At 39.1% G+C, this 17,943-nt stretch carries 15 protein-coding genes; 8 read left to right on the top strand and 7 right to left on the bottom strand.

The genetic code is table 11. From position 1 onward, the window contains the following. Nucleotides 1-34: 34 nt before the first annotated feature. Nucleotides 35-1,024, bottom strand: a complete 990-nt coding sequence (locus F994_RS11095) for a lipase family alpha/beta hydrolase (RefSeq protein WP_004650563.1) — start codon at nucleotides 1,022-1,024, stop codon at nucleotides 35-37. A 185-nt stretch (nucleotides 1,025-1,209) separates the two neighbouring features. Continuing rightward, nucleotides 1,210-2,238 carry a lipase secretion chaperone gene (locus F994_RS11090; RefSeq protein WP_004650562.1) on the bottom strand — a complete coding sequence of 343 codons (1,029 nt, stop codon included), beginning with the start codon at nucleotides 2,236-2,238 and terminating at the stop codon, nucleotides 1,210-1,212. Nucleotides 2,239-2,386: 148 nt separating this feature from the next. Here F994_RS11090 and truB point away from each other — a divergent pair, with 148 nt between their 5' ends. The 3 genes from truB (at nucleotide 2,387) to F994_RS11075 (ending at nucleotide 4,689) form a co-directional block, all read left to right on the top strand. Further along, a complete protein-coding gene (gene truB / locus F994_RS11085) occupies nucleotides 2,387-3,292 on the top strand; it encodes a tRNA pseudouridine(55) synthase TruB (protein ID WP_004650561.1) in 906 nt (301 codons plus the stop codon). A gap of 39 nt (nucleotides 3,293-3,331) precedes the next feature. Then, complete coding sequence (locus tag F994_RS11080) at nucleotides 3,332-4,102, top strand: sulfite exporter TauE/SafE family protein (protein WP_004650560.1); 771 nt, start codon at nucleotides 3,332-3,334, stop codon at nucleotides 4,100-4,102. A 128-nt stretch (nucleotides 4,103-4,230) separates the two neighbouring features. Then, nucleotides 4,231-4,689: a hemerythrin domain-containing protein gene (locus F994_RS11075; protein ID WP_004650559.1), complete on the top strand. Its 459-nt coding sequence runs from the start codon at nucleotides 4,231-4,233 to the stop codon at nucleotides 4,687-4,689. A 34-nt stretch (nucleotides 4,690-4,723) separates the two neighbouring features. Here F994_RS11075 and F994_RS11070 read toward each other — a convergent pair whose 3' ends face one another. Then, the gene (locus F994_RS11070; RefSeq protein ID WP_004650558.1) at nucleotides 4,724-5,587 is read right to left on the bottom strand and encodes an EamA family transporter; all 864 of its coding nucleotides are present in this window, start codon (nucleotides 5,585-5,587) and stop codon (nucleotides 4,724-4,726) included. Between the two features lie 195 nt (nucleotides 5,588-5,782). On the opposite strand from F994_RS11070, the gene F994_RS11065 reads away from it, so the two are divergent. Next, nucleotides 5,783-7,570 (top strand): astroprincin family protein, encoded by a 1,788-nt coding sequence (locus F994_RS11065; RefSeq protein WP_004650556.1) that lies wholly within the window; start codon nucleotides 5,783-5,785, stop codon nucleotides 7,568-7,570. A gap of 33 nt (nucleotides 7,571-7,603) precedes the next feature. On the opposite strand, the gene F994_RS11060 is transcribed toward F994_RS11065, so the two are convergent. Together F994_RS11060 and serA are read right to left on the bottom strand one after the other, a co-directional pair. After that, entirely contained in the window at nucleotides 7,604-8,494 is an 891-nt protein-coding gene (locus F994_RS11060; RefSeq protein ID WP_004650555.1) for an EamA family transporter, read from the bottom strand. A 271-nt stretch (nucleotides 8,495-8,765) separates the two neighbouring features. Next, nucleotides 8,766-9,998, bottom strand: coding sequence for a phosphoglycerate dehydrogenase (serA, locus tag F994_RS11055; protein ID WP_004650554.1), 1,233 nt, complete (start codon nucleotides 9,996-9,998; stop codon nucleotides 8,766-8,768). A 354-nt stretch (nucleotides 9,999-10,352) separates the two neighbouring features. Here serA and F994_RS11050 point away from each other — a divergent pair, with 354 nt between their 5' ends. The 4 genes from F994_RS11050 (at nucleotide 10,353) to craA (ending at nucleotide 15,218) form a co-directional block, all read left to right on the top strand. Beyond that, the gene (locus F994_RS11050; RefSeq protein ID WP_004650553.1) at nucleotides 10,353-11,762 is read left to right on the top strand and encodes an FAD-binding oxidoreductase; all 1,410 of its coding nucleotides are present in this window, start codon (nucleotides 10,353-10,355) and stop codon (nucleotides 11,760-11,762) included. A 96-nt stretch (nucleotides 11,763-11,858) separates the two neighbouring features. Next, the gene (locus F994_RS11045) at nucleotides 11,859-12,236 is read left to right on the top strand and encodes a hypothetical protein (RefSeq protein ID WP_004650552.1); all 378 of its coding nucleotides are present in this window, start codon (nucleotides 11,859-11,861) and stop codon (nucleotides 12,234-12,236) included. Between the two features lie 93 nt (nucleotides 12,237-12,329). Beyond that, complete coding sequence (locus tag F994_RS11040; protein WP_004650551.1) at nucleotides 12,330-13,751, top strand: AbiH family protein; 1,422 nt, start codon at nucleotides 12,330-12,332, stop codon at nucleotides 13,749-13,751. Nucleotides 13,752-13,988: 237 nt separating this feature from the next. Then, the gene (gene craA, locus F994_RS11035; protein ID WP_004650550.1) at nucleotides 13,989-15,218 is read left to right on the top strand and encodes a chloramphenicol efflux MFS transporter CraA; all 1,230 of its coding nucleotides are present in this window, start codon (nucleotides 13,989-13,991) and stop codon (nucleotides 15,216-15,218) included. Between the two features lie 78 nt (nucleotides 15,219-15,296). On the opposite strand, the gene F994_RS11030 is transcribed toward craA, so the two are convergent. Further along, entirely contained in the window at nucleotides 15,297-15,593 is a 297-nt protein-coding gene (locus tag F994_RS11030) for a DUF3817 domain-containing protein (RefSeq protein ID WP_034697156.1), read from the bottom strand. A gap of 121 nt (nucleotides 15,594-15,714) precedes the next feature. After that, nucleotides 15,715-17,865: a YccS family putative transporter gene (gene yccS / locus F994_RS11025; protein ID WP_004650548.1), complete on the bottom strand. Its 2,151-nt coding sequence runs from the start codon at nucleotides 17,863-17,865 to the stop codon at nucleotides 15,715-15,717. Nucleotides 17,866-17,943 lie beyond the last annotated feature (78 nt).

Below are 17,943 nucleotides of genomic sequence, written 5' to 3'. Positions count from 1 at the left end.
GGCGCATTTTTTATGTCTTCAATATCGATGAATTTTATAAACCTTGCAGTTTTAAGCGGTTGGCATGTTGACGATATAAGGAAACCGGATCAGGTGAGAAAATATCGCGTAAGCCAAAGATCATATTAACTTCATCTAAGTGATTATGGTGATAGTTGTCACGGATGACTTGTCCCAAATGGGCGTTGCAACGATTGACTAAACCATCGTTGTCGAAATTTCCATAAGAGAGAGGCGCCAGTTGTGAAATGACAGAATCAAGCACATCCAATATATTGGTGATTTGTGCTTTACCTGTCCAAGAATAGTAACGGATGCCCTTTTCAAGGTTTGCACCTGAAGTATTACAATTTGCCGCTAGAGCCGCTGTTGGAAACTTTTGATTGAACTGGGCTGAGCCTTTTTCACTAATTGAAATTAATGAAGCTGTGGTATTGATGGGTAAGCTAGAGTTGCCTTCAGCCCAGGTAATAATGGGCGCAAGTAATTTCCCCCCGAAAAAGTCAGCAAGGGTAGATGTGCCCTGATTTGCTAAAATATCATCAGCGACTTTAGAACCGCGAAAAGTTCCAGCAACACCTGTAACTGAAGCAACAATATCGGGTCGAATTGCGGCAATATAACGTACCGTTGGCCCCCCGTGGCTATGTCCAAGTAAATTGACTTTATTTTTACCTGTCAGGGCACGAATTTCTTCCACTTGAGCAAGCAGTTGTTCACCGCGTACTTCAGTGGACTCTAAAGGGGAAACCTGAGTCGCAAAGACCGTCGCGCCATTCCGCGCTAAATCGGGTAATACTTGGTAGAAATAATCCATACCAAATGCAGAGGTTCCTAGGCGGGTAAAGCCAAACATACCATGCGTCATCACAATGGGATATTTGGTCTTCGCATAGTCAGATTTTACCGTTTCTTTTACTTGTAAAATGCCTTCTGCAGCTTGAGTTTCAGCAGTCAGTCCCATAGAAAGGGTTGCCATCACGGCAAAGGTTACTGCTTTGGTTTTTGTCGTTAAAATTTTCATAACCGATCCTTTGTTAAATTTTTTTAATATTTTGGGTCTAGCGAAAGAAAAAATAAGCCTCCTGTATTGATCAATTGTGTTTTTGCACTTTCTTAAAGTTCTTAAAGCCTTTTTCTCATATCCTTATTTTTTGTTATTTAGCAGTTTATTTTCATCCTGAAAATATCGTTTTAATGTATGCATCCTTATTCAGAAAAAGGCAGTTTTCCACCTTGATCATGGATTGATTCAAAGGTACTGACCCGAAGTTGTTCTTCTGATTTGTTAAAATGCTGTTGACGTAATTGTTGCACCGCTTTTTGTTTCGCATCCTCACTCATGCCACTTTTCATCACGCTGTCACGTTCATTTAGATAACCATTGACTTTGTTTTTCCAATCATTGCGCTCTGTATCCAAAGTTTCTAAACGTTGGGTGACTTCAGGTCCGACCAAATTGGTTCGCATTTGATGAATTTCTTCAGCAGAACCGCCACGTGCTTTAATGTCTGTGGTGAGCTTTCTTAAATCTTCGAGTTTATTGAGTTGTTTTAAGTTTTCTTTCCAATCTTCAGGCAGTTGATTGAATAGATTTTTTAATTTTTCTGCCTTTTGTGCTTCAGTTAAGTTTTTGTCATCCAGAATGCTCATACGATTTAACGTGTATTCATGGTAAGTATCTTCAGTACCAAATAAACCTTCAATTTCGTAGTTAGAGAAAAGCTGTTTGCGCAAATTCTTCATATCGGCAAATATGCTTTGATAGTATTTGGCATCATCTTTATCAATATTGGGCGCTGCTAGATGACCGAGTTTTTCGCGGTAATCCATATAGCGATTCCATAAATCTAAAATTTGCGCTCGGGCAGGCTCTTGATAGCTTTGTTCAATATAGGTTTTAAAGTCCATTTTAATTTGCTTGAGGTCTTTTTCACCATATTGAGTAATAAAGTATTCAAAACAGTTACGTGTTTTTTCATTTACAATTAAACGATTGGTCTGATCTAAGCGCAACTGACAGTTAATTTCAGTGTCTTGCTGGCTTTTACCGACAAAGGCCTTCCCTTGAACTGATTTTATGGAATGGTTTGCTGTTAAAAAATTCCCTTGTGTAGCAATGGCTTGTGCTGAACTTGTTGGGTCTGCACTGGATTGAGAAGGTGCTAACCAAAATAATACTGCACCGATACACAATACAATAAGAGCCAAAATGACCCAGAGCTTATATTTCTGCATGTCCTATGCAACCTTTTATTGCTGTTTTTATTAAGTCTAAAATAGAATTCAATTTGCCATTAAATGTGCAAATACATAGTAGAAAAGTTGTAAATCCTGATAAGCGGTTGTTACCATGTCATTCGTTTGAACTTGTTTGATTTTCGCTATGAAAAAGACTTCACCTAAAATTCAACGCCGGCATCTGAGTGGTGTATTTTTACTTAACAAGCCTTTGGGTATTAGTTCTAATGCTGCATTGCAGCGCGTTCGCTGGTTATATCGAGCTGAAAAAGGCGGACATACTGGAGCTTTAGATCCTTTAGCTTCAGGTTTGTTACCAATTTGTCTGGGTGAAGCGACTAAATTTTCACATTATTTATTGGATTCAACCAAGCGCTACCAAACCACCATTCATTTAGGGCATAGCACCACCACGGGTGATGTTGAAGGTGATGTGTTATTCGAGCAAGCCGTTCCTGAGTTGACTCAAGCAAAAATTGAACAGGTTTTGGCCACGTTTGTGGGTGATATTCAGCAAGTTCCACCGATGTACTCTGCCTTAAAAAAAGAAGGTCGTCCATTGTATGAATTGGCGCGTAAGGGCATTGAAATTGAACGCGAAGCACGTCCAATTACCATTGAGGCACTTGAGTTATTGTCTTTTACTGAAAATAGCCTGACCTTAGATGTGACCTGTTCTAAGGGAACGTATATTCGTGTATTGGGTGAAGATATTGCCAAAGCTTTAAACACGTTTGGGCATTTAACTTATTTGCACCGAATTAAAACAGGGCAATTTGACCTGATTCCAAGTTATACCATTGAATATTTAGAAAGCTTAACTGAATTTGAACGTGATGCTTTGTTGTTGCCAGTTTTTGCGCCAGTCGATCATTTTACCCGAGTGCAAGTTCCCCAAGGGCGTGCTGAATATTTTAGTCGTGGTATGGAAAGTAATATTGAGCATGCCGCAGAAACTGAAGTTTTGGTCTTTGATGGCGAGAAATGTCTAGGTTTAGCGGAAATTACCGACAAAAAGCGTTTAGTCCCGAAACGTGTTTTAAATCTCTAATTACTCTTTAATCATTTTTTAAGCAAGCGATAAAATCATATGGACATCGAGATTATCATCAGCCTGATTTTTTTCGCATTTTGTGCAGGTGCGATCGATGCGGCGGTAGGTGGTGGCGGTTTAATTCAAATTCCTGCACTTATGGGGGCACTGCCAAACTATGCAACGGCAACGGTTTTTGGCACCAATAAACTGGCTTCGATTTGTGGTACAGCTTCAGCGGCATTTTCCTATTTACGTCAAGTTAAACTGCAATGGAAGTTATTGGCTGTAATTGCTGTCACCGCATTTATCAGTTCCTTTGGCGGAGCAGCCTGTGTTTCGATGATTCCACAGGCGGTTTTAAAACCTTTTGTGTTGTTTATGCTGATCGTGATTGCCATTTATACTTTTATGAAGAAGCAATTTGGTCAAGTCCACTTTCAACAAAGTATCACCACTAAAACATTAGTTTTGGCGGGTGTGGGTGGTGTGATCATTGGTTTTTACGACGGCATTTTTGGCCCAGGTACCGGTAGCTTCTTTATTTTTTATTTTATCCGTTATTTAAAAGTCGATTTTTTACATGCCTCGGCATTGTCTAAAATTGGCAATTTTATGACCAATTTTGCCGCTTTAAGTTTCTTTATTCCAACTGGTCATGTGCTGTTTAGTTTAGGCTTAATGATGGCTGTAGCCAATGTTGCAGGTTCATTGGTTGGGGTGAAAATGGCGTTAAAATACGGTAGTGGTTTTATTCGTATTTTGTTTTTGATTTTGGTTTCAGTGCTGATTCTACGCTTAAGCTATCAAATGCTTTTTCCAAGTTAAGAGCAAAATGCACAAAAATTAACAGTGTCTTTGCGTATTGTTGCTTAAAAATAAGAGTCCCTTATGGGGCTCATTTTTATATGTGTTGGTCACGATCATATAGCCCATAGCCAAAGGTGATTAGTATCATGAATATATTTGAAGCATTACGTGAAAGCCATGAAAAACAAAGATATTTATCTGAGAAATTAATAAAAACATCTGGTGATAGTAAAGAGCGTCGAGCATTGTTTGAGTTACTCAAAAATGAACTTTTTGCTCATGCAGTAGGCGAAGATCGTTATTTTTATATTCCTTTAATGATGACCGATTCAGGTTTAAACATCACTCGGCATGCACTAGCGGAACACCATAAAATGGATGAGTTGTTGGAGCAGCTCACTGAAATGGAGTTGAGTAATCCCAGTTGGCTTGCAGTTGCAAAGAAGTTGTTTGATACGGTGCATCATCATTTACAGGAAGAAGAACATGGTTTTTTCCAGCAAGCCGGTAAAATACTCTCTGCTGAGCAGAAAGAAAGTCTTGCTCAGCAATATTTAGCTGAATATAAAAAGTATAAAAAGGCAGATAAAGACAGTTTGACTTGATGTTACAATGACATAAAGCGGGGGAGAACCCGCTTTATGTGGCTTTTTGACCTGATCGAAAGGTCACACCCACCGAGGCAATCATAATACACAGCAAAGCAATACTTTGTAGCAGGCTAATGTGTTCTTTTAATAATAACCAACCTGCCAAAGCCGCTAGTGCAGGCGATAAACTGGACAGTGTGCCATAGCTCAGTTTAGTTAAGCGTTTTAATGCCATGAGGTCCAGCGCATAAGGAATTGCTGTCGCCAAGAGTGCAATCATTAAAGCCTGTGGCCAATATTGAAATTGCACCAATGCTGTTGGGCTGTGTATCACACTGATGGGTAACATCACCATCGTGGATAAGACAATGGCGATGCTGAGCGCATGCATACCAATATTCTGGCGTACTACACGTTGGCCAAAATAAATATAGATGGCCCAGCAAACACCCGCACCTAATGCAAAAGCAGCACCTAAATAGGAGAAGTTATGTTGATTGGCATCTTGCCAAGGCACCATCAGCGCCACACCTAAAATAGCTAAGCCAACCCAGATGTAATCACTTTTTCGCTTAATGGAAAGTAATGCCAAAGTCAGCGGGCCTAAGAATTCCAGACCGACAGCAATGCCTTGTGGTAGTTTGCCCAAAGAAGCGTAAAACAGCACATTCATCAAACAGACTGACCCACTATAAAATAATAAGTCCTTCCATTTTAGATAGGGTAAGCGTTTGATAATTTTCCAAGAACGGAACATCAGTACAATCAATATAGAAGCAAAACTAAGCCGAAGGGTCACGACGGTCAGTGGGTCGAGGACTTCAATCAGTTGTTTGGCAAATGAGGCACTGATCTGATACGCCACCATGGATAAAACCATGTATAACACAGCAGTAAGTTGGGTATTGGACATATGCTCCGCGCGACAACCTGTCAAGGTAGACCAGTTTGAGAAAGTATTTCTATTATAGCAATCATAAAAAAAGCTGGGCTCACATCTTTCGATGGAAAATGATCACTATTAAATGAATGTTACTCTGAATTTGTTATTCAAAATCAAAAATATAATAATAGTGCGTATTTTTTTGTACTTAACTTTGGAAGAATAATGATTACATCATCCATAAAATTAAAAAACATTGCCTTCGCTTGTCTTTTGGGAATGTCATTGGCAGGGTGTGGTTCTGATAGTGAATCGGAAACGAAACCTGTAAATGAAGAAGCAATGCTACAAAAAAATGTATCAGCTTTAATTCTTTCATCCAATGGCAATGCGCTTGCCGCTGCTGAAATTGTGATCGCAGGTCAAACATTTAAGACAGATGGTTTTGGGAAGGCTGCTTTTACGGTACAGATTCCAAAATCAGCAACCCATGTTGTGGTGGTTGTTAAAAAAGACGGTTTTATTAGCCAGTCTTTGCGGATTGAAGCTGGGCAACTGGAACAGCTTTCAGCAAATTTACTGAATGTTAAACAGACTGTTTCGATCGCTAAAATTGAAGAAGCACAGGTCATTCAATCTGTATATCAAAATGCCCAGATTACGATTCCTGAAAATGCTTTTGTATTGCCAAATGGTCAGCCCGCTACAGGTGCGGTCACTGTGGCATTTACCCCATGGGATATTACGGCAGCAGACTTAAATGCGATGCCAGCCAATGGTGTAGCACGAGATGCACAGGGCAATATTGTAAACTTAATCAGTGCTGGAATGATCACTGCCACATTTACCAATGCAGCGGGTCAAGAACTACAATTGGCTGCGGGTAAAACAGCAGATATTCAAATGGATTTACCAGTAGCGAGTATTAATAATCAGAAGTTGCTGGTTGGATCAAATATTCCAATGTGGCACTTTGATGAAGCTAAAGGACTTTGGATAGAAGAGGGTGTGGGGCAAGTGGTCGCTTCACTTTCATCGACAACAGGTCTAGCTGTACATGCAACGGTTTCACATTTTTCAACTTGGAACTGGGATTTTAAATTTGAAAATGCAGGTTCGGTCTTTGTCCAGTGTCAGTCGGCTTCCGTTGCAGTCCCTTGTCATATTACTGCAAAAGTTAAATTGAAAGATGGTTCTGCTCTAACCAAGGTCAATTCTATTTCGGCACAAGGTACAACCATTATTAATATGCCATCTGAAGGTTCAATTGATTGGACTGCAAAAGATATAACAGGGACTTTAATTGGTGAAAAAACCTCTGGAACATCGGGCAATGTCATTATTGACTTGGGTGCTCCGACTACAAAGAATTTTGTCAAATGTGAGTTGGCAAATGGTACTGCTGTTGCCTGTTCAGGCAAGCTGAACGGAGGGATTGATTTTTCGCTTCCTAAAGAAGGCGGCAATGTTCTGACAGGGCTTCAAAATGTAGCTCAGCTGAATTGGGAAGCAACGTCTGCACCTTATGAAACGCTATCTTCTGTGTATCAATATAAAGGTAATCAAGTTTCAGGGCTAACAGGTGAGGTTAAAATCATTCTTTCAACCTCTGAAAAGTTATTTGATAAAACCGTTTATGAGCTTCTGTGTAAATCACCAGACCCAGTGTTTTTCTGTCAGGTTCGATTAGACGGATATTTTTCGTCTAAAGTTAATAATCTGAATGGCAGTTTTTTGAAGAGTTTTACCATTCCATTGGATAAAAAGGTCAAAGTGTATTTGCCAATACCACCAGCAGAATCTGTTGATAGTCTGTGGATCAATGCGAAGGCGTATATCTATCGCAATGGGCTCGAAAATCGTAAACAAGTCGAGGTTGCTATGGACTCAACCCTGATTCAGTTTGATTTTAATGCGACTGACTGGTGCGAACCATGGAAAGGAGATACTGATTATCCTGAATATTCAGAGCAAAATATGAATAAATACTGTTGGTATGATATGCCGCAGTAAGTTTTATAAAACCACACTTCGGTGTGGTTTTTTTTATTGCTTTAACTTGGCTTCTATTTTTTGCTTGGCCTGATGTGTGGTATAGGTGCAACCCACTGAGGCGGCAATAATGACCATCAGCGCTAGCCACTGTGTCCAGAGCAATTGTTCATGTAACACGATAAAACCTGAAAGGGCTGCAATGGCAGGCTCTAAACTGGTCAATGTACCAAAAATAAAAGGGCTTAAACGGCGCAGTGCCATCATTTCCAAAGAAAACGGCAATGCACTTGCCAGTATGGCTAAGGCAATAAAATAGATAAAATTTGAAGGTTCAAAAACAGTGCTTGGAATCCCTGAAAAGAGTGCAACGGGCATTAAGCACAACATGCCAATAAACATGCCTAAGCACACAGTATGATTGCCTGAAATCCCTGAAGGTTTTTGCCCAAAGATAATATACATCGCCCAACATGCACCCGCAGCTAAGGCAAAGGCAATGCCAATCGGGTCTAGGCTTTGTGAACTTTGATCGAATGGAAACAGTAAAACCAAGCCTAAAATGGCCAGTCCAACCCAAATGAAATCGTATCTTTGCCGTGCATAATACAGTGCCACGCCAAGTGGACCAATGAACTCAAAAGAAACAGCAATCCCGAGAGGGAGGCGCTCAATAGACAAATAGAACATGGCATTCATACCAGCCAGAGCAATGCCATAGCTGCTAATGGCACGCCAGTTCACGTGTTTAAAATTGATGTGCCAAATTTTAAAAATCATGGCCAGAATAAGAGAGCCTAATAATAGGCGCATGACTGAAACGGTCAGTACCGGAAACTGACCGAACAGAATTTTGGCCAGCGAGCCGCTGCTTTGCATACTGATCATGGCAATAAACAATAAAATTAAAGCTTGAGCATGTGGCGTATTTTTAAAATTCGGCATTCATTTCTATAACTAAATTCGTTTCGATTACTCGAATAGCGGGAGATGAGCAATCAACGCTAAAATGACTGAAAACTTTTGCACATAAGCGTTTAGAACACGTCTAAAAATTCAGAACACATTTTTGTATTCGGAGAATTGCCTATTTATTTTCCGTAGCAGAACTGCACAGTGTGTCATGACGGAACTGATCTTTTCTTCAATGCTGCTTTTAAATGTTCAAAATAAAAAACCACAGCACGAATGCTGTGGTTTCACGTTCTAAATGAAATTAGAACAATACGCGAACGCGGATAGTTCCTTCAACGTCTTGAAGAGTATCCAACGCTTCTTTAGAAGCAGTTGCGTCAACGTCCATCACTAAGTAACCAACGTCACCTTTGGTCATTAATGATTGACCAGAGATGTTGATGCCGTGTTCAGCAAACAAGTTGTTGATTTTAGAAAGAACGCCAGGAATATTTTTGTGAATGTGCAGTAAACGGTGTTTACCTTCAGTCAACGGCAAAGCAATTTCTGGGAAGTTCACCGCAGATAAAGTCATGCCTTTATCTGAGTAAGCAACAAATTTCTCTGCCACTTCTAGACCGATGTTTGCTTGCGCTTCCATGGTAGAACCACCTACGTGAGGGGTTAAAATCACGTTGTCTAAGCCGCGTAGTGGAGAAACAAATTCTTCACCGTTTGCTTTTGGTTCTTTCGGGAATACGTCAACTGCTGCACCGGCAATGTGACCCGATTTAATCGCATCAGCAAGATCTTCAATGATGACACATGTACCGCGTGCAGCATTGATGAAGATTGAACCTTCTTTCATTTGTGCAAATTGGTTTTTGCCAAAGAAGTTGCGCGTTGATGGTACGTCTGGTACGTGTAAAGAGACAACGTCAGCATTGGCAAGAAGTTCTGCCATAGAGCCGACTTGACGTGCATTACCCATCGGTAATTTAGTCACTGCATCATAATAAATCACGTGCATACCCAAGCTTTCAGCAAGAACTGAAAGTTGCGAACCGATTGAGCCGTAACCCACGATACCTAAAGTTTTGCCACGCGTTTCGAATGAACCAACTGCCGATTTATTCCAACCACCACGGTGAGTAGAAGCAGATTTCGCAGGAACACCACGAAGTAAAAGAATTGCTTCAGCAAGTACCAGTTCAGCTACTGAACGGGTATTTGAGTATGGTGCGTTAAAGACTGGAATACCACGAATCATTGCAGCATTCAGATTAACTTGGTTGGTACCGATACAAAAACAGCCAACAGCGATAAGCTTGTTGGCTGCTTCAAATACTTCTTCAGTCAGCTGAGTACGTGAACGAATACCGATGAAGTGAGCATCTTTAACCGCTTCTTTCAACGCTTCACCCTCAAGCGCAGTTTTACGGGAATCGATGTTGGTGTATCCAGCAGCATTTAATGTGTCGATTGCGTTTTGGTGAACGCCTTCTAACAACAAGAAACGAATTTTATCTTTAGGTAGAGAAAGATGTTGGCTCATTACGGCTCCGCTACAAAGGCCAAATTTAGTCGCGATATGATAACATACGAGAAGGGTCTATATACATTTCCTTTATGACGCAACGGATAGGTATTTTTGCAATAGATACACTATGAAATGCAGATTTTGGTCTAACTAAAGCTGTAATTTCTAAGGTGCGATAATCAAAAAGCTTATTTTCGCAGGGTTTCGAGAGAAAATGTCTTATAATGCTGTGCAGTGAAAGCATCGCCGTGATGCTGTTGATTTTATCTTCACGCCCAGTCTTAGGCAGTGTTCTTTTATTCCTCTTTTTTAAATGAATGCTGTATAGACCATCCACCACTTGTATATTTCTTGCTAGGTCTGCAAACGATGAATGCTCCAGTCGCTTTAACACCTGAGTTATTAACCCAATTGACAGCTATTGTTGGTGAAAACCGCATTAAAACCGATGCGGACAGCCTCCAGAATTGGGGTCGAGACCACACTAAACATTTCGATCCAAATCCATCTGTCATCGTTTTTCCATCCAGCACAGAACAAGTGCAAGCGATTGTAAAACTGGCGAATCAGTTTGATATTGCAATTACCCCATCGGGTGGTCGTACAGGTTTATCTGCGGGTGCTGTGGCAGCTGCTGGTGAAATTGTCGTGAGCTTCGACAAAATGAACCAAATTCTTGAGTTCTTCCCCGCAGATCGTATGGTACGTGTACAAGCAGGTGTGGTGACAGAACAATTGCAAAACTATGCTGAACAACAAGGCATGTATTATCCGGTTGATTTTGCATCTTCAGGTTCATCGCAAATTGGCGGTAACATTGGCACCAATGCCGGCGGTATTAAAGTGATTAAATACGGCATGACACGTAACTGGGTGCTAGGTTTAACCGTTGTGACGGGTAAAGGTGATGTGCTGCGCTTGAACAAAGGCATGATTAAAAATGCCACAGGTTATGCGTTACAACACTTATTTATTGGCGGTGAAGGCACTTTAGGTTTAGTGACTGAAGCTGAAATTAAACTTGAGCGTCAACCACATGATTTACAAGTGATGGTATTGGGTGTACCTGACTTTGATGCGATTATGCCTGTGCTGCACGCATTTCAAAGCAAAATTGATTTAACTGCATTTGAATTCTTCGGTGAATTGGCGATGCAGAAAGTGTTGGATCATGGTCACGTGCAACGTCCATTTGAAACAGCTTGTCCTTTTTATGTCTTGCTTGAATTTGAAGCGCCATATGAACCCATTATGGATGCGGCAATGGAAATCTTTGAGCATTGCATGGAACAAGGCTGGGTGCTAGATGGCGTGATGAGCCAAAGCCTAGACCAAGTGCATAGCTTATGGCGTTTGCGTGAAGACATTTCTGAATCAATCGCGCCATTTACCCCATACAAAAATGACATTTCGGTGTTAATTACTCACGTTCCTGCATTCATTAAAGAAATTGATGAAATTGTAGAAGCAAATTATCCTGATTTTGATATTTGTTGGTTCGGTCATATTGGTGACGGTAACTTGCATTTAAATATCTTAAAACCTGCTGATTTAAGTAAAGATGAATTTTTTGCCAAATGTCAGGTGGTGAATAAATATGTATTTGAAACCGTGAAAAAATATGATGGTTCAATTTCTGCGGAACATGGCGTGGGCATGACCAAAAAACCATATTTGGAATATTCACGTACTGCGCAAGAAATTGAATACATGAAAGCTTTGAAACAAGTATTTGACCCGAAAGGCATTATGAATCCGGGTAAGTTATTTGATTTATAAGTTTGTTGCGCGGATAACTACATAAAGTTAATCGTGTGAAAAATGAAGGCATGGCATCATGGGTGCGATGCCTTTTTTGTTTTGGGGAATATACTAATGATTCGTTTATTTTCAATTTCTGCTTTGTGTTTAGCTGTACTTTCTGGTTGTGCAACGACTGAAAAATTAGCCAGTAAAGTCAGTTTTACTGGTGCAGATATGCCAATGCAACAGGTGTTAAAAGCACAACCTGATTTGGTTAAAAATCAAAATAGTCTTTCGATTCGTCAGGTATTTAATCGCGTAGAATCGCCAACGGCTGCACAGATTGCAGTGATTGAGTCAAATTTAATGGATGATTCTGTCAGTGCGATTCGTACCGATTATGTTTTTAAGCGTGTGGAAAATAATTGGGAGTTGCAGGAAACCAAGACGAGTTATCAATGTGCCCGTGGTAAAAATAAAAGAAGTTTTCAAACAGCCATTTGCTCATAATAAATATTTGATTTTGCTTGAAAGTTAAGTGATAAAGCCTCATAAAAAGTGTATCGGTTGATGCACTTTTTTTGTTTTGGGGAAATAATAACAATGAATATTTTAATTGTCGGTAACGGTTTTGATTTGTCGCATTATTTGCCGACGAAGTATGACCATTTTATGGATGTAATGAGTGCGATCGAAGGTAAAAATACAGGTGGTTTACCCAAAAACTTAGAAGAAATGAAAATTGATGAATGGCTAAATTTGATAGATAAAACCTTTCAGAAGCGTGAAGGGATGGAACAACCACCTCATCAGATGAATTTTGATGAATTGTTTTCTAAAACTCGTGATCCCAACTTTATAGAAAAAACAAAAGAGTTTTATTTGACAGATAGTATCCTCTTTTCTGCACAAGATGTTATTAAAGCTCAATATAGATTGTCTCTTAATTGTTGGTATCAATATTTTAAAAATCATGTTGAAGAAATAAAAACATGGATTGATTTCGAGCAAAAAATTGAAAACGTTTTAACTTTAGTTGGAAAGAAAATTCAAGAGATTGAAAATATTGAAACAGAGGAAGAAATAATAAATTATTTTAATGGTACCGATAATTCCAAACCAAAAATTAATAACAAAAATTTGAACACATTGAATTTCTTTCATCTAACAGTCAAAGAACATATGAGTAGAGTTCTATCAAGAGATTTACGAACTGGAAAGCCATTTAAAACTACAACGGGAATTTTTATTAATATTCATAAGAAATTTTGTAATGGTGCCAACAGGTCTAATGGTTTTAGCCCCAGCTACTTTATTGATTATCTAGCTGAACAGTTAGAAGATTTTATACAATTATTTAATCTTTATTTGGAAACAATTATAAAGAATTTAAAAGAAAAAAATCAATTTATAATCAAGTCGGAAAGTTGGTTGGATCCAGATAAAATTTATTCATTCAATTATACAAACACATATCAACGAATTCATAAAAATGTTGAAGTGGACTATTTGCATGGTTCATCAGTAGAGAAACAAAATATTGTTTTGGGTGTTTCAGACTTATCAGATGAATCACTGGAAAAAATAAAAGCATATGGTTTTACGAAATATCATCAAAAACTTTTTAAAGACACCGATTATTTATTTTTAGATGTTTTTAAAATTAGAATTTCTGAGCATCGCAGAAAAATGGAAAGTTTTGAACGAGAATATGATGAACGCTATAAAAAGGGAGTGAGAAGTTCTATTGAAATGGAAGGTCTATTAAATTTAAAAATTACTATTTGGGGTCATTCATTAGATTATTCAGACAAGGACTATATCTTAGATTTATTCAGCTTAAATGATGATATAGATCGAAATGTACGAGTGACAGTTTATTATTTTGATAAGTTAGCAAAGTTCATTTTACTTAATAATTTACTAGCGATTCTAGGGAAAGACAAAGTCGAACATTGGATGAAAAATAAATGGCTTCAATTTAAGCCAAATCCTGAAATTAAATTTACAGAAGCAATTTTATAAGTCTGCTAAACTATAAGAATAGAGCCAAAAAAACATACTTGGCTCTGTTATAAAACCTCACAATTATTTATTTTTATCTACTCAGACACCTTGTGAAAACGGTGTTTTAAATCGCTTATTTTAAAGCGTATTTTTCCAACTCAATTTCTAAAAACTCAGTGCTTGTCATTGGGCTGACGCTTATCTCCCTAAAAATAGTGTTTAGCTCCACAAGCCTATAACGATATGTAGAAAACAATGCAAAAGGTTAAAACCACAACGTTAAGCCGTGCCACGCTTATGTTCCCATTGGCATTGGTGTTATTTGAATTTTCCGTCTATATCGGTAACGACTTAGTCCAACCCGCTATGCTTGCCATTACCAAAGAGTTTGGTGTGAGTAGCAGTTGGGCACCCTCGTCTATGTCATTTTATTTACTCGGTGGTGCATGTGTTGCATGGCTACTCGGCCCATTGTCTGACCGCATAGGACGAAAAAAAGTTCTACTGGCAGGCGTATTGTTTTTTGTTGTCTGTTGCTTACTCATTTTACTGACACAGAATATTGAAAGCTTTTTAGCACTACGCTTTTTACAAGGCATAGGCTTAACGGTGATTTCCGCCGTCGGTTATGCCGCAATTCAAGAAACCTTTGAAGAACGTGATGCCATTAAGGTCATGGCACTTATGGCGAATATTTCACTGCTTGCGCCATTACTGGGGCCTGTGGTGGGTGCCTTTCTGATTGACCATGTGTCATGGCATTGGGGCTTTATTGGTATCGCATTCTTGGCATTTTTAAGTTGGTTTGGTTTAAAAGCTAAAATGCCAGAAAGCCAAGTGAGTATCCGAAAACAGCCGCTCAGCCATATTTTGTATGACTTTAAACAGGTCTATAAAAACAAACGCTTTTTAGGCATGACTTTGGCGCTGCCCATGGTCAGTATGCCGTTAATGCTGTGGATTGCGCTGTCACCCGTCATGTTGGTGGAAGAATTGGGTTTTAGTAGCATGCAATATGGCTTGGCACAATTTCCAGTGCTGGGTGGCTTAATTCTGGGCAATATTGTGCTGATTAAAATTATCGACAAATTGGCTTTGGGTCAGTCCGTGCTGATTGGTTTACCCATTATGTTGCTGGGAAGTTTGGTTTTAGTTGCAGGGGTAATTTGGCAGGATTATCTGATCTGGTGCTTGATTGCAGGAATGACGCTACTGAGCTTTGGTGAAGGCATTAGTTTTTCGGTACTTTATCGTTTTGCTCTCATGTCTTCCGAAGTTTCGAAAGGAACTGTGGCAGCAGCAGTGTCGATGCTGTTGATGTTTAGCTTCTTCTTTATTATTGAATTGGTTCGTGTGCTATATGAACAATTTCATTTAATTGGTTATAGCGTGTCATGTTTGGTCTTGATTGCGCTGTGGTTTACTTTCCCTCGGGCAATATTGAAACAAGTGCTACAGGAACGTAAACAAAGCGGCGTGTTTTAACGCATTGACTTAATGAGTTCCTCTCCTTCAAAAATTGTAGGAGAGGGCGCATGAATTTAAAGATAGGGAAATATTTTTTTATTCACTGATGGGTTGTTCAAAGCGCTTTAATTTGCGATCAAAAACAAAAGGTCCAAACGGTAAAATAGAGGCAGCTAGACCCATGAGAAAAATCGTAATTGACCATTTCTGTTTTTCACAAACGGCAAATAAAACAATTAAAAACAGAATGAAAAGTACGCCGTGCCCCATACCGACATATTTCACTAAAACTGGATTATCAAACATATATTTCATCGGCATGGCGATGAATAAAAGCAGCAGAAAGGAAAGACCTTCCAAAAGACCGACAACACGTAAAGTTTGGATATTCATGGTCATGCTTAAATCAATGAGAATGAACCCTGAGTGTACTCAATATTGCCGCATTGGTGAATGAAAAATAATTATATTTATTATTTATATCAAATATTTATAACCAACGGTTTAACTCGGATTATTTTATTTCCTGTATAAACAATGCCGTTCTTAACTTTAACAATTCAGGCAAGGTTTCCAATAATAAACTAATCTGTTTCAGTACCAATAATACGTCCTCGGATAAATTATCTTGTGCGCTTATCTGTTGAATTTCTTCTAGCTTCGCTTGAACTTGATCTTCGGCTAAAGGCTGTTGTTGCAACAGTACCGAGAACAAAGTGTCTTTGCACCAGCGCATTAAATCCAGTACTTGTGTGTCTTGTACCTGTTCACGGTGGCTGCCTAAAGCCGAGACATAACTCAACTGACTGTGGCTATAAACCAAATAGCGAAATGCGGAATGAATCAGTGCTTGGTTCGGGTTCGGTTCGGTCGTTAAACTGGAAATCATGCTCGACAGTTCAATTTGTGCATTATGGGCCGAACGACGTGCTTTACGATAATCAATACTGTTGTTTTTACCCGACTGGTATTGTTGAACCACGGCATCGAAATAGTCCAGTGTGGCCTGATTACTTTTTTTGATGGTGTTGGAAATATCACGAAAATTCCAATCGGGCCAAATAAAACTGACCGCAAACCATGCAATGAAACAACCTAAAAGGGTGTCGATCATGCGCGGTAAAATAATGGCATAACCTGCACCTTTTAAGTTGAAAATCAGTAACACCATGAGCGTTGCCATCAGGGTCGCCATGGCATATTTTTTCGAGCGTAAATAGAAAAAAGATACGCCAAAAATAATGGTCAGCACCAATTGTCCTTCAATACTGGGTACAAAATATAAAACGGGGATACCTAAAATCACGCCTAATATTGTGCCTAAAGTACGCAGTTTTAGCCGGCTTTTGGTGGCAAAGTAACTCATCTGACAGACAAATAGACTGGTGAGTAAAATCCAGTAACCATGTTTGGCAAAGGGCAATAATGAAATGGCATAACCAACGGCAAAAACAAAGGCGATACGGACAGCATGGCGAAACAGAGCAGACTGCGGAGTTAAGTGCTGTTTAAGTTTGAGCCATAAATCTGGCAGATCGTGAATATCGTCATCCAACAGGTTTAAGTTGTCCTGATGCTGAAAATAGTTTTGACGATAATTATTCTGTTCACGACTGAGGTTAATAAATTGTTCTTGAATTTTCTTTAAATTGCGCAAAATCAGCAGCAGGTTTTTCACTTCTAAATTATGTGGGTTTTCTGCAATCCATAGTTGGATGGAGTGTTCTAAGTTGGCAATTGCAAGATCTGTTTGTGGGTCAGATTGGTAGGTCTGATGGTTGAGAATATTTTGTGCCAGTTTCTGACAGGATAAAGCATGCAGTTTTACATTTTTTTGAATGCGAAAAATGAGGTCGGTGCGGCTGAAATTTTGATGAATTTTTTCGTAATGCAAATAATTGGATGTGGCTTGTTCATGAATGTCTTGTGCTAAAAAATACAAATTGAGCCAGTAAATGGTATTTTTATTGGCGCGAGCGGCTTTTAAACGGGTTAATAAAGAACCTTTGGTCATATTTAAACTTTGTACCACCAGGCTGTTTTTAAGTGAAAGTTGGTAAAGCAAGGGTTCAATATTATCGCTATTGTCTGGGTCAAATAGATGAGCTTTGCTCAGCAGTAAGTCTGCGATGGCATTAAAATTGGCGGCTAAATTGTCTTGTAGTGCTTGAGTAGGTTTGAGTAAATAAAAGATGATTGAAGTTAAGCCATACCACAGTGCACCTAGCACAAAATAGCTGGGCTGTTGATACCATTCGCTGTATTCACCCAGTCCAAACATAGTGTAAATAGACAATAAAATTGTACCAAAAGAAATGGTCGCATAACGCTGTCCCAATGCACCCATTAAAATAAAAGCAGCACTGGACAGGGATAAATACAAAATAAACAGCAGTTTATAAGGGTAGAGAAATTCGAGAATACCACTGACAGCAAAAAACAAAATGCAGACATAGAGTAAATTGCGTAGACGAATACTCAAGCGATCATCAAAATCGGTCAGAGCCGTTGCAATTACCCCTAAAGTGATCGGCACAATTAAGGGTTCATGATCTAAAAAAAGCAGACCGAGTGTCGTTCCGCTAAGAACAATAAAAATTTGCACGCAATAGATCAAAATGGAATTAGATTTAAAGCGTTGCAGTAGATCTTTTAGGCTATTCACGATTTTTCTAAAGTTTCATTATTATGCATATAGCGTGAGCTTTTTTAACTGTGCTGTCAATTTATGTGCTTGAAGGAA

This window comes from Acinetobacter bohemicus ANC 3994, from assembly GCF_000367925.1.
Taxonomy (GTDB): domain Bacteria; phylum Pseudomonadota; class Gammaproteobacteria; order Pseudomonadales; family Moraxellaceae; genus Acinetobacter; species Acinetobacter bohemicus.
Note: the sequence above shows the minus strand (reverse complement) of the source record. Positions and strands in the feature narration are given on the sequence as shown.

What these genes read in the sequence shown, in the direction of transcription:
- F994_RS11070 (WP_004650558.1), bottom strand. Translation starts at nt 5,587, where the DNA reads ATGTCCAATACCCAACTTACTGCTGTGTTATACATGGTTTTATCCATG.
- serA (WP_004650554.1), bottom strand. Translation starts at nt 9,998, where the DNA reads ATGAGCCAACATCTTTCTCTACCTAAAGATAAAATTCGTTTCTTGTTG.
- truB (WP_004650561.1), top strand. Translation starts at nt 2,387, where the DNA reads ATGAAAAAGACTTCACCTAAAATTCAACGCCGGCATCTGAGTGGTGTA.
- F994_RS11075 (WP_004650559.1), top strand. Translation starts at nt 4,231, where the DNA reads ATGAATATATTTGAAGCATTACGTGAAAGCCATGAAAAACAAAGATAT.
- F994_RS11095 (WP_004650563.1), bottom strand. Translation starts at nt 1,024, where the DNA reads ATGAAAATTTTAACGACAAAAACCAAAGCAGTAACCTTTGCCGTGATG.
- F994_RS11050 (WP_004650553.1), top strand. Translation starts at nt 10,353, where the DNA reads ATGAATGCTCCAGTCGCTTTAACACCTGAGTTATTAACCCAATTGACA.
- F994_RS11090 (WP_004650562.1), bottom strand. Translation starts at nt 2,238, where the DNA reads ATGCAGAAATATAAGCTCTGGGTCATTTTGGCTCTTATTGTATTGTGT.
- F994_RS11040 (WP_004650551.1), top strand. Translation starts at nt 12,330, where the DNA reads ATGAATATTTTAATTGTCGGTAACGGTTTTGATTTGTCGCATTATTTG.
- F994_RS11030 (WP_034697156.1), bottom strand. Translation starts at nt 15,593, where the DNA reads ATGAATATCCAAACTTTACGTGTTGTCGGTCTTTTGGAAGGTCTTTCC.
- F994_RS11065 (WP_004650556.1), top strand. Translation starts at nt 5,783, where the DNA reads ATGATTACATCATCCATAAAATTAAAAAACATTGCCTTCGCTTGTCTT.
- craA (WP_004650550.1), top strand. Translation starts at nt 13,989, where the DNA reads ATGCAAAAGGTTAAAACCACAACGTTAAGCCGTGCCACGCTTATGTTC.
- F994_RS11080 (WP_004650560.1), top strand. Translation starts at nt 3,332, where the DNA reads ATGGACATCGAGATTATCATCAGCCTGATTTTTTTCGCATTTTGTGCA.
- F994_RS11045 (WP_004650552.1), top strand. Translation starts at nt 11,859, where the DNA reads ATGATTCGTTTATTTTCAATTTCTGCTTTGTGTTTAGCTGTACTTTCT.
- F994_RS11060 (WP_004650555.1), bottom strand. Translation starts at nt 8,494, where the DNA reads ATGCCGAATTTTAAAAATACGCCACATGCTCAAGCTTTAATTTTATTG.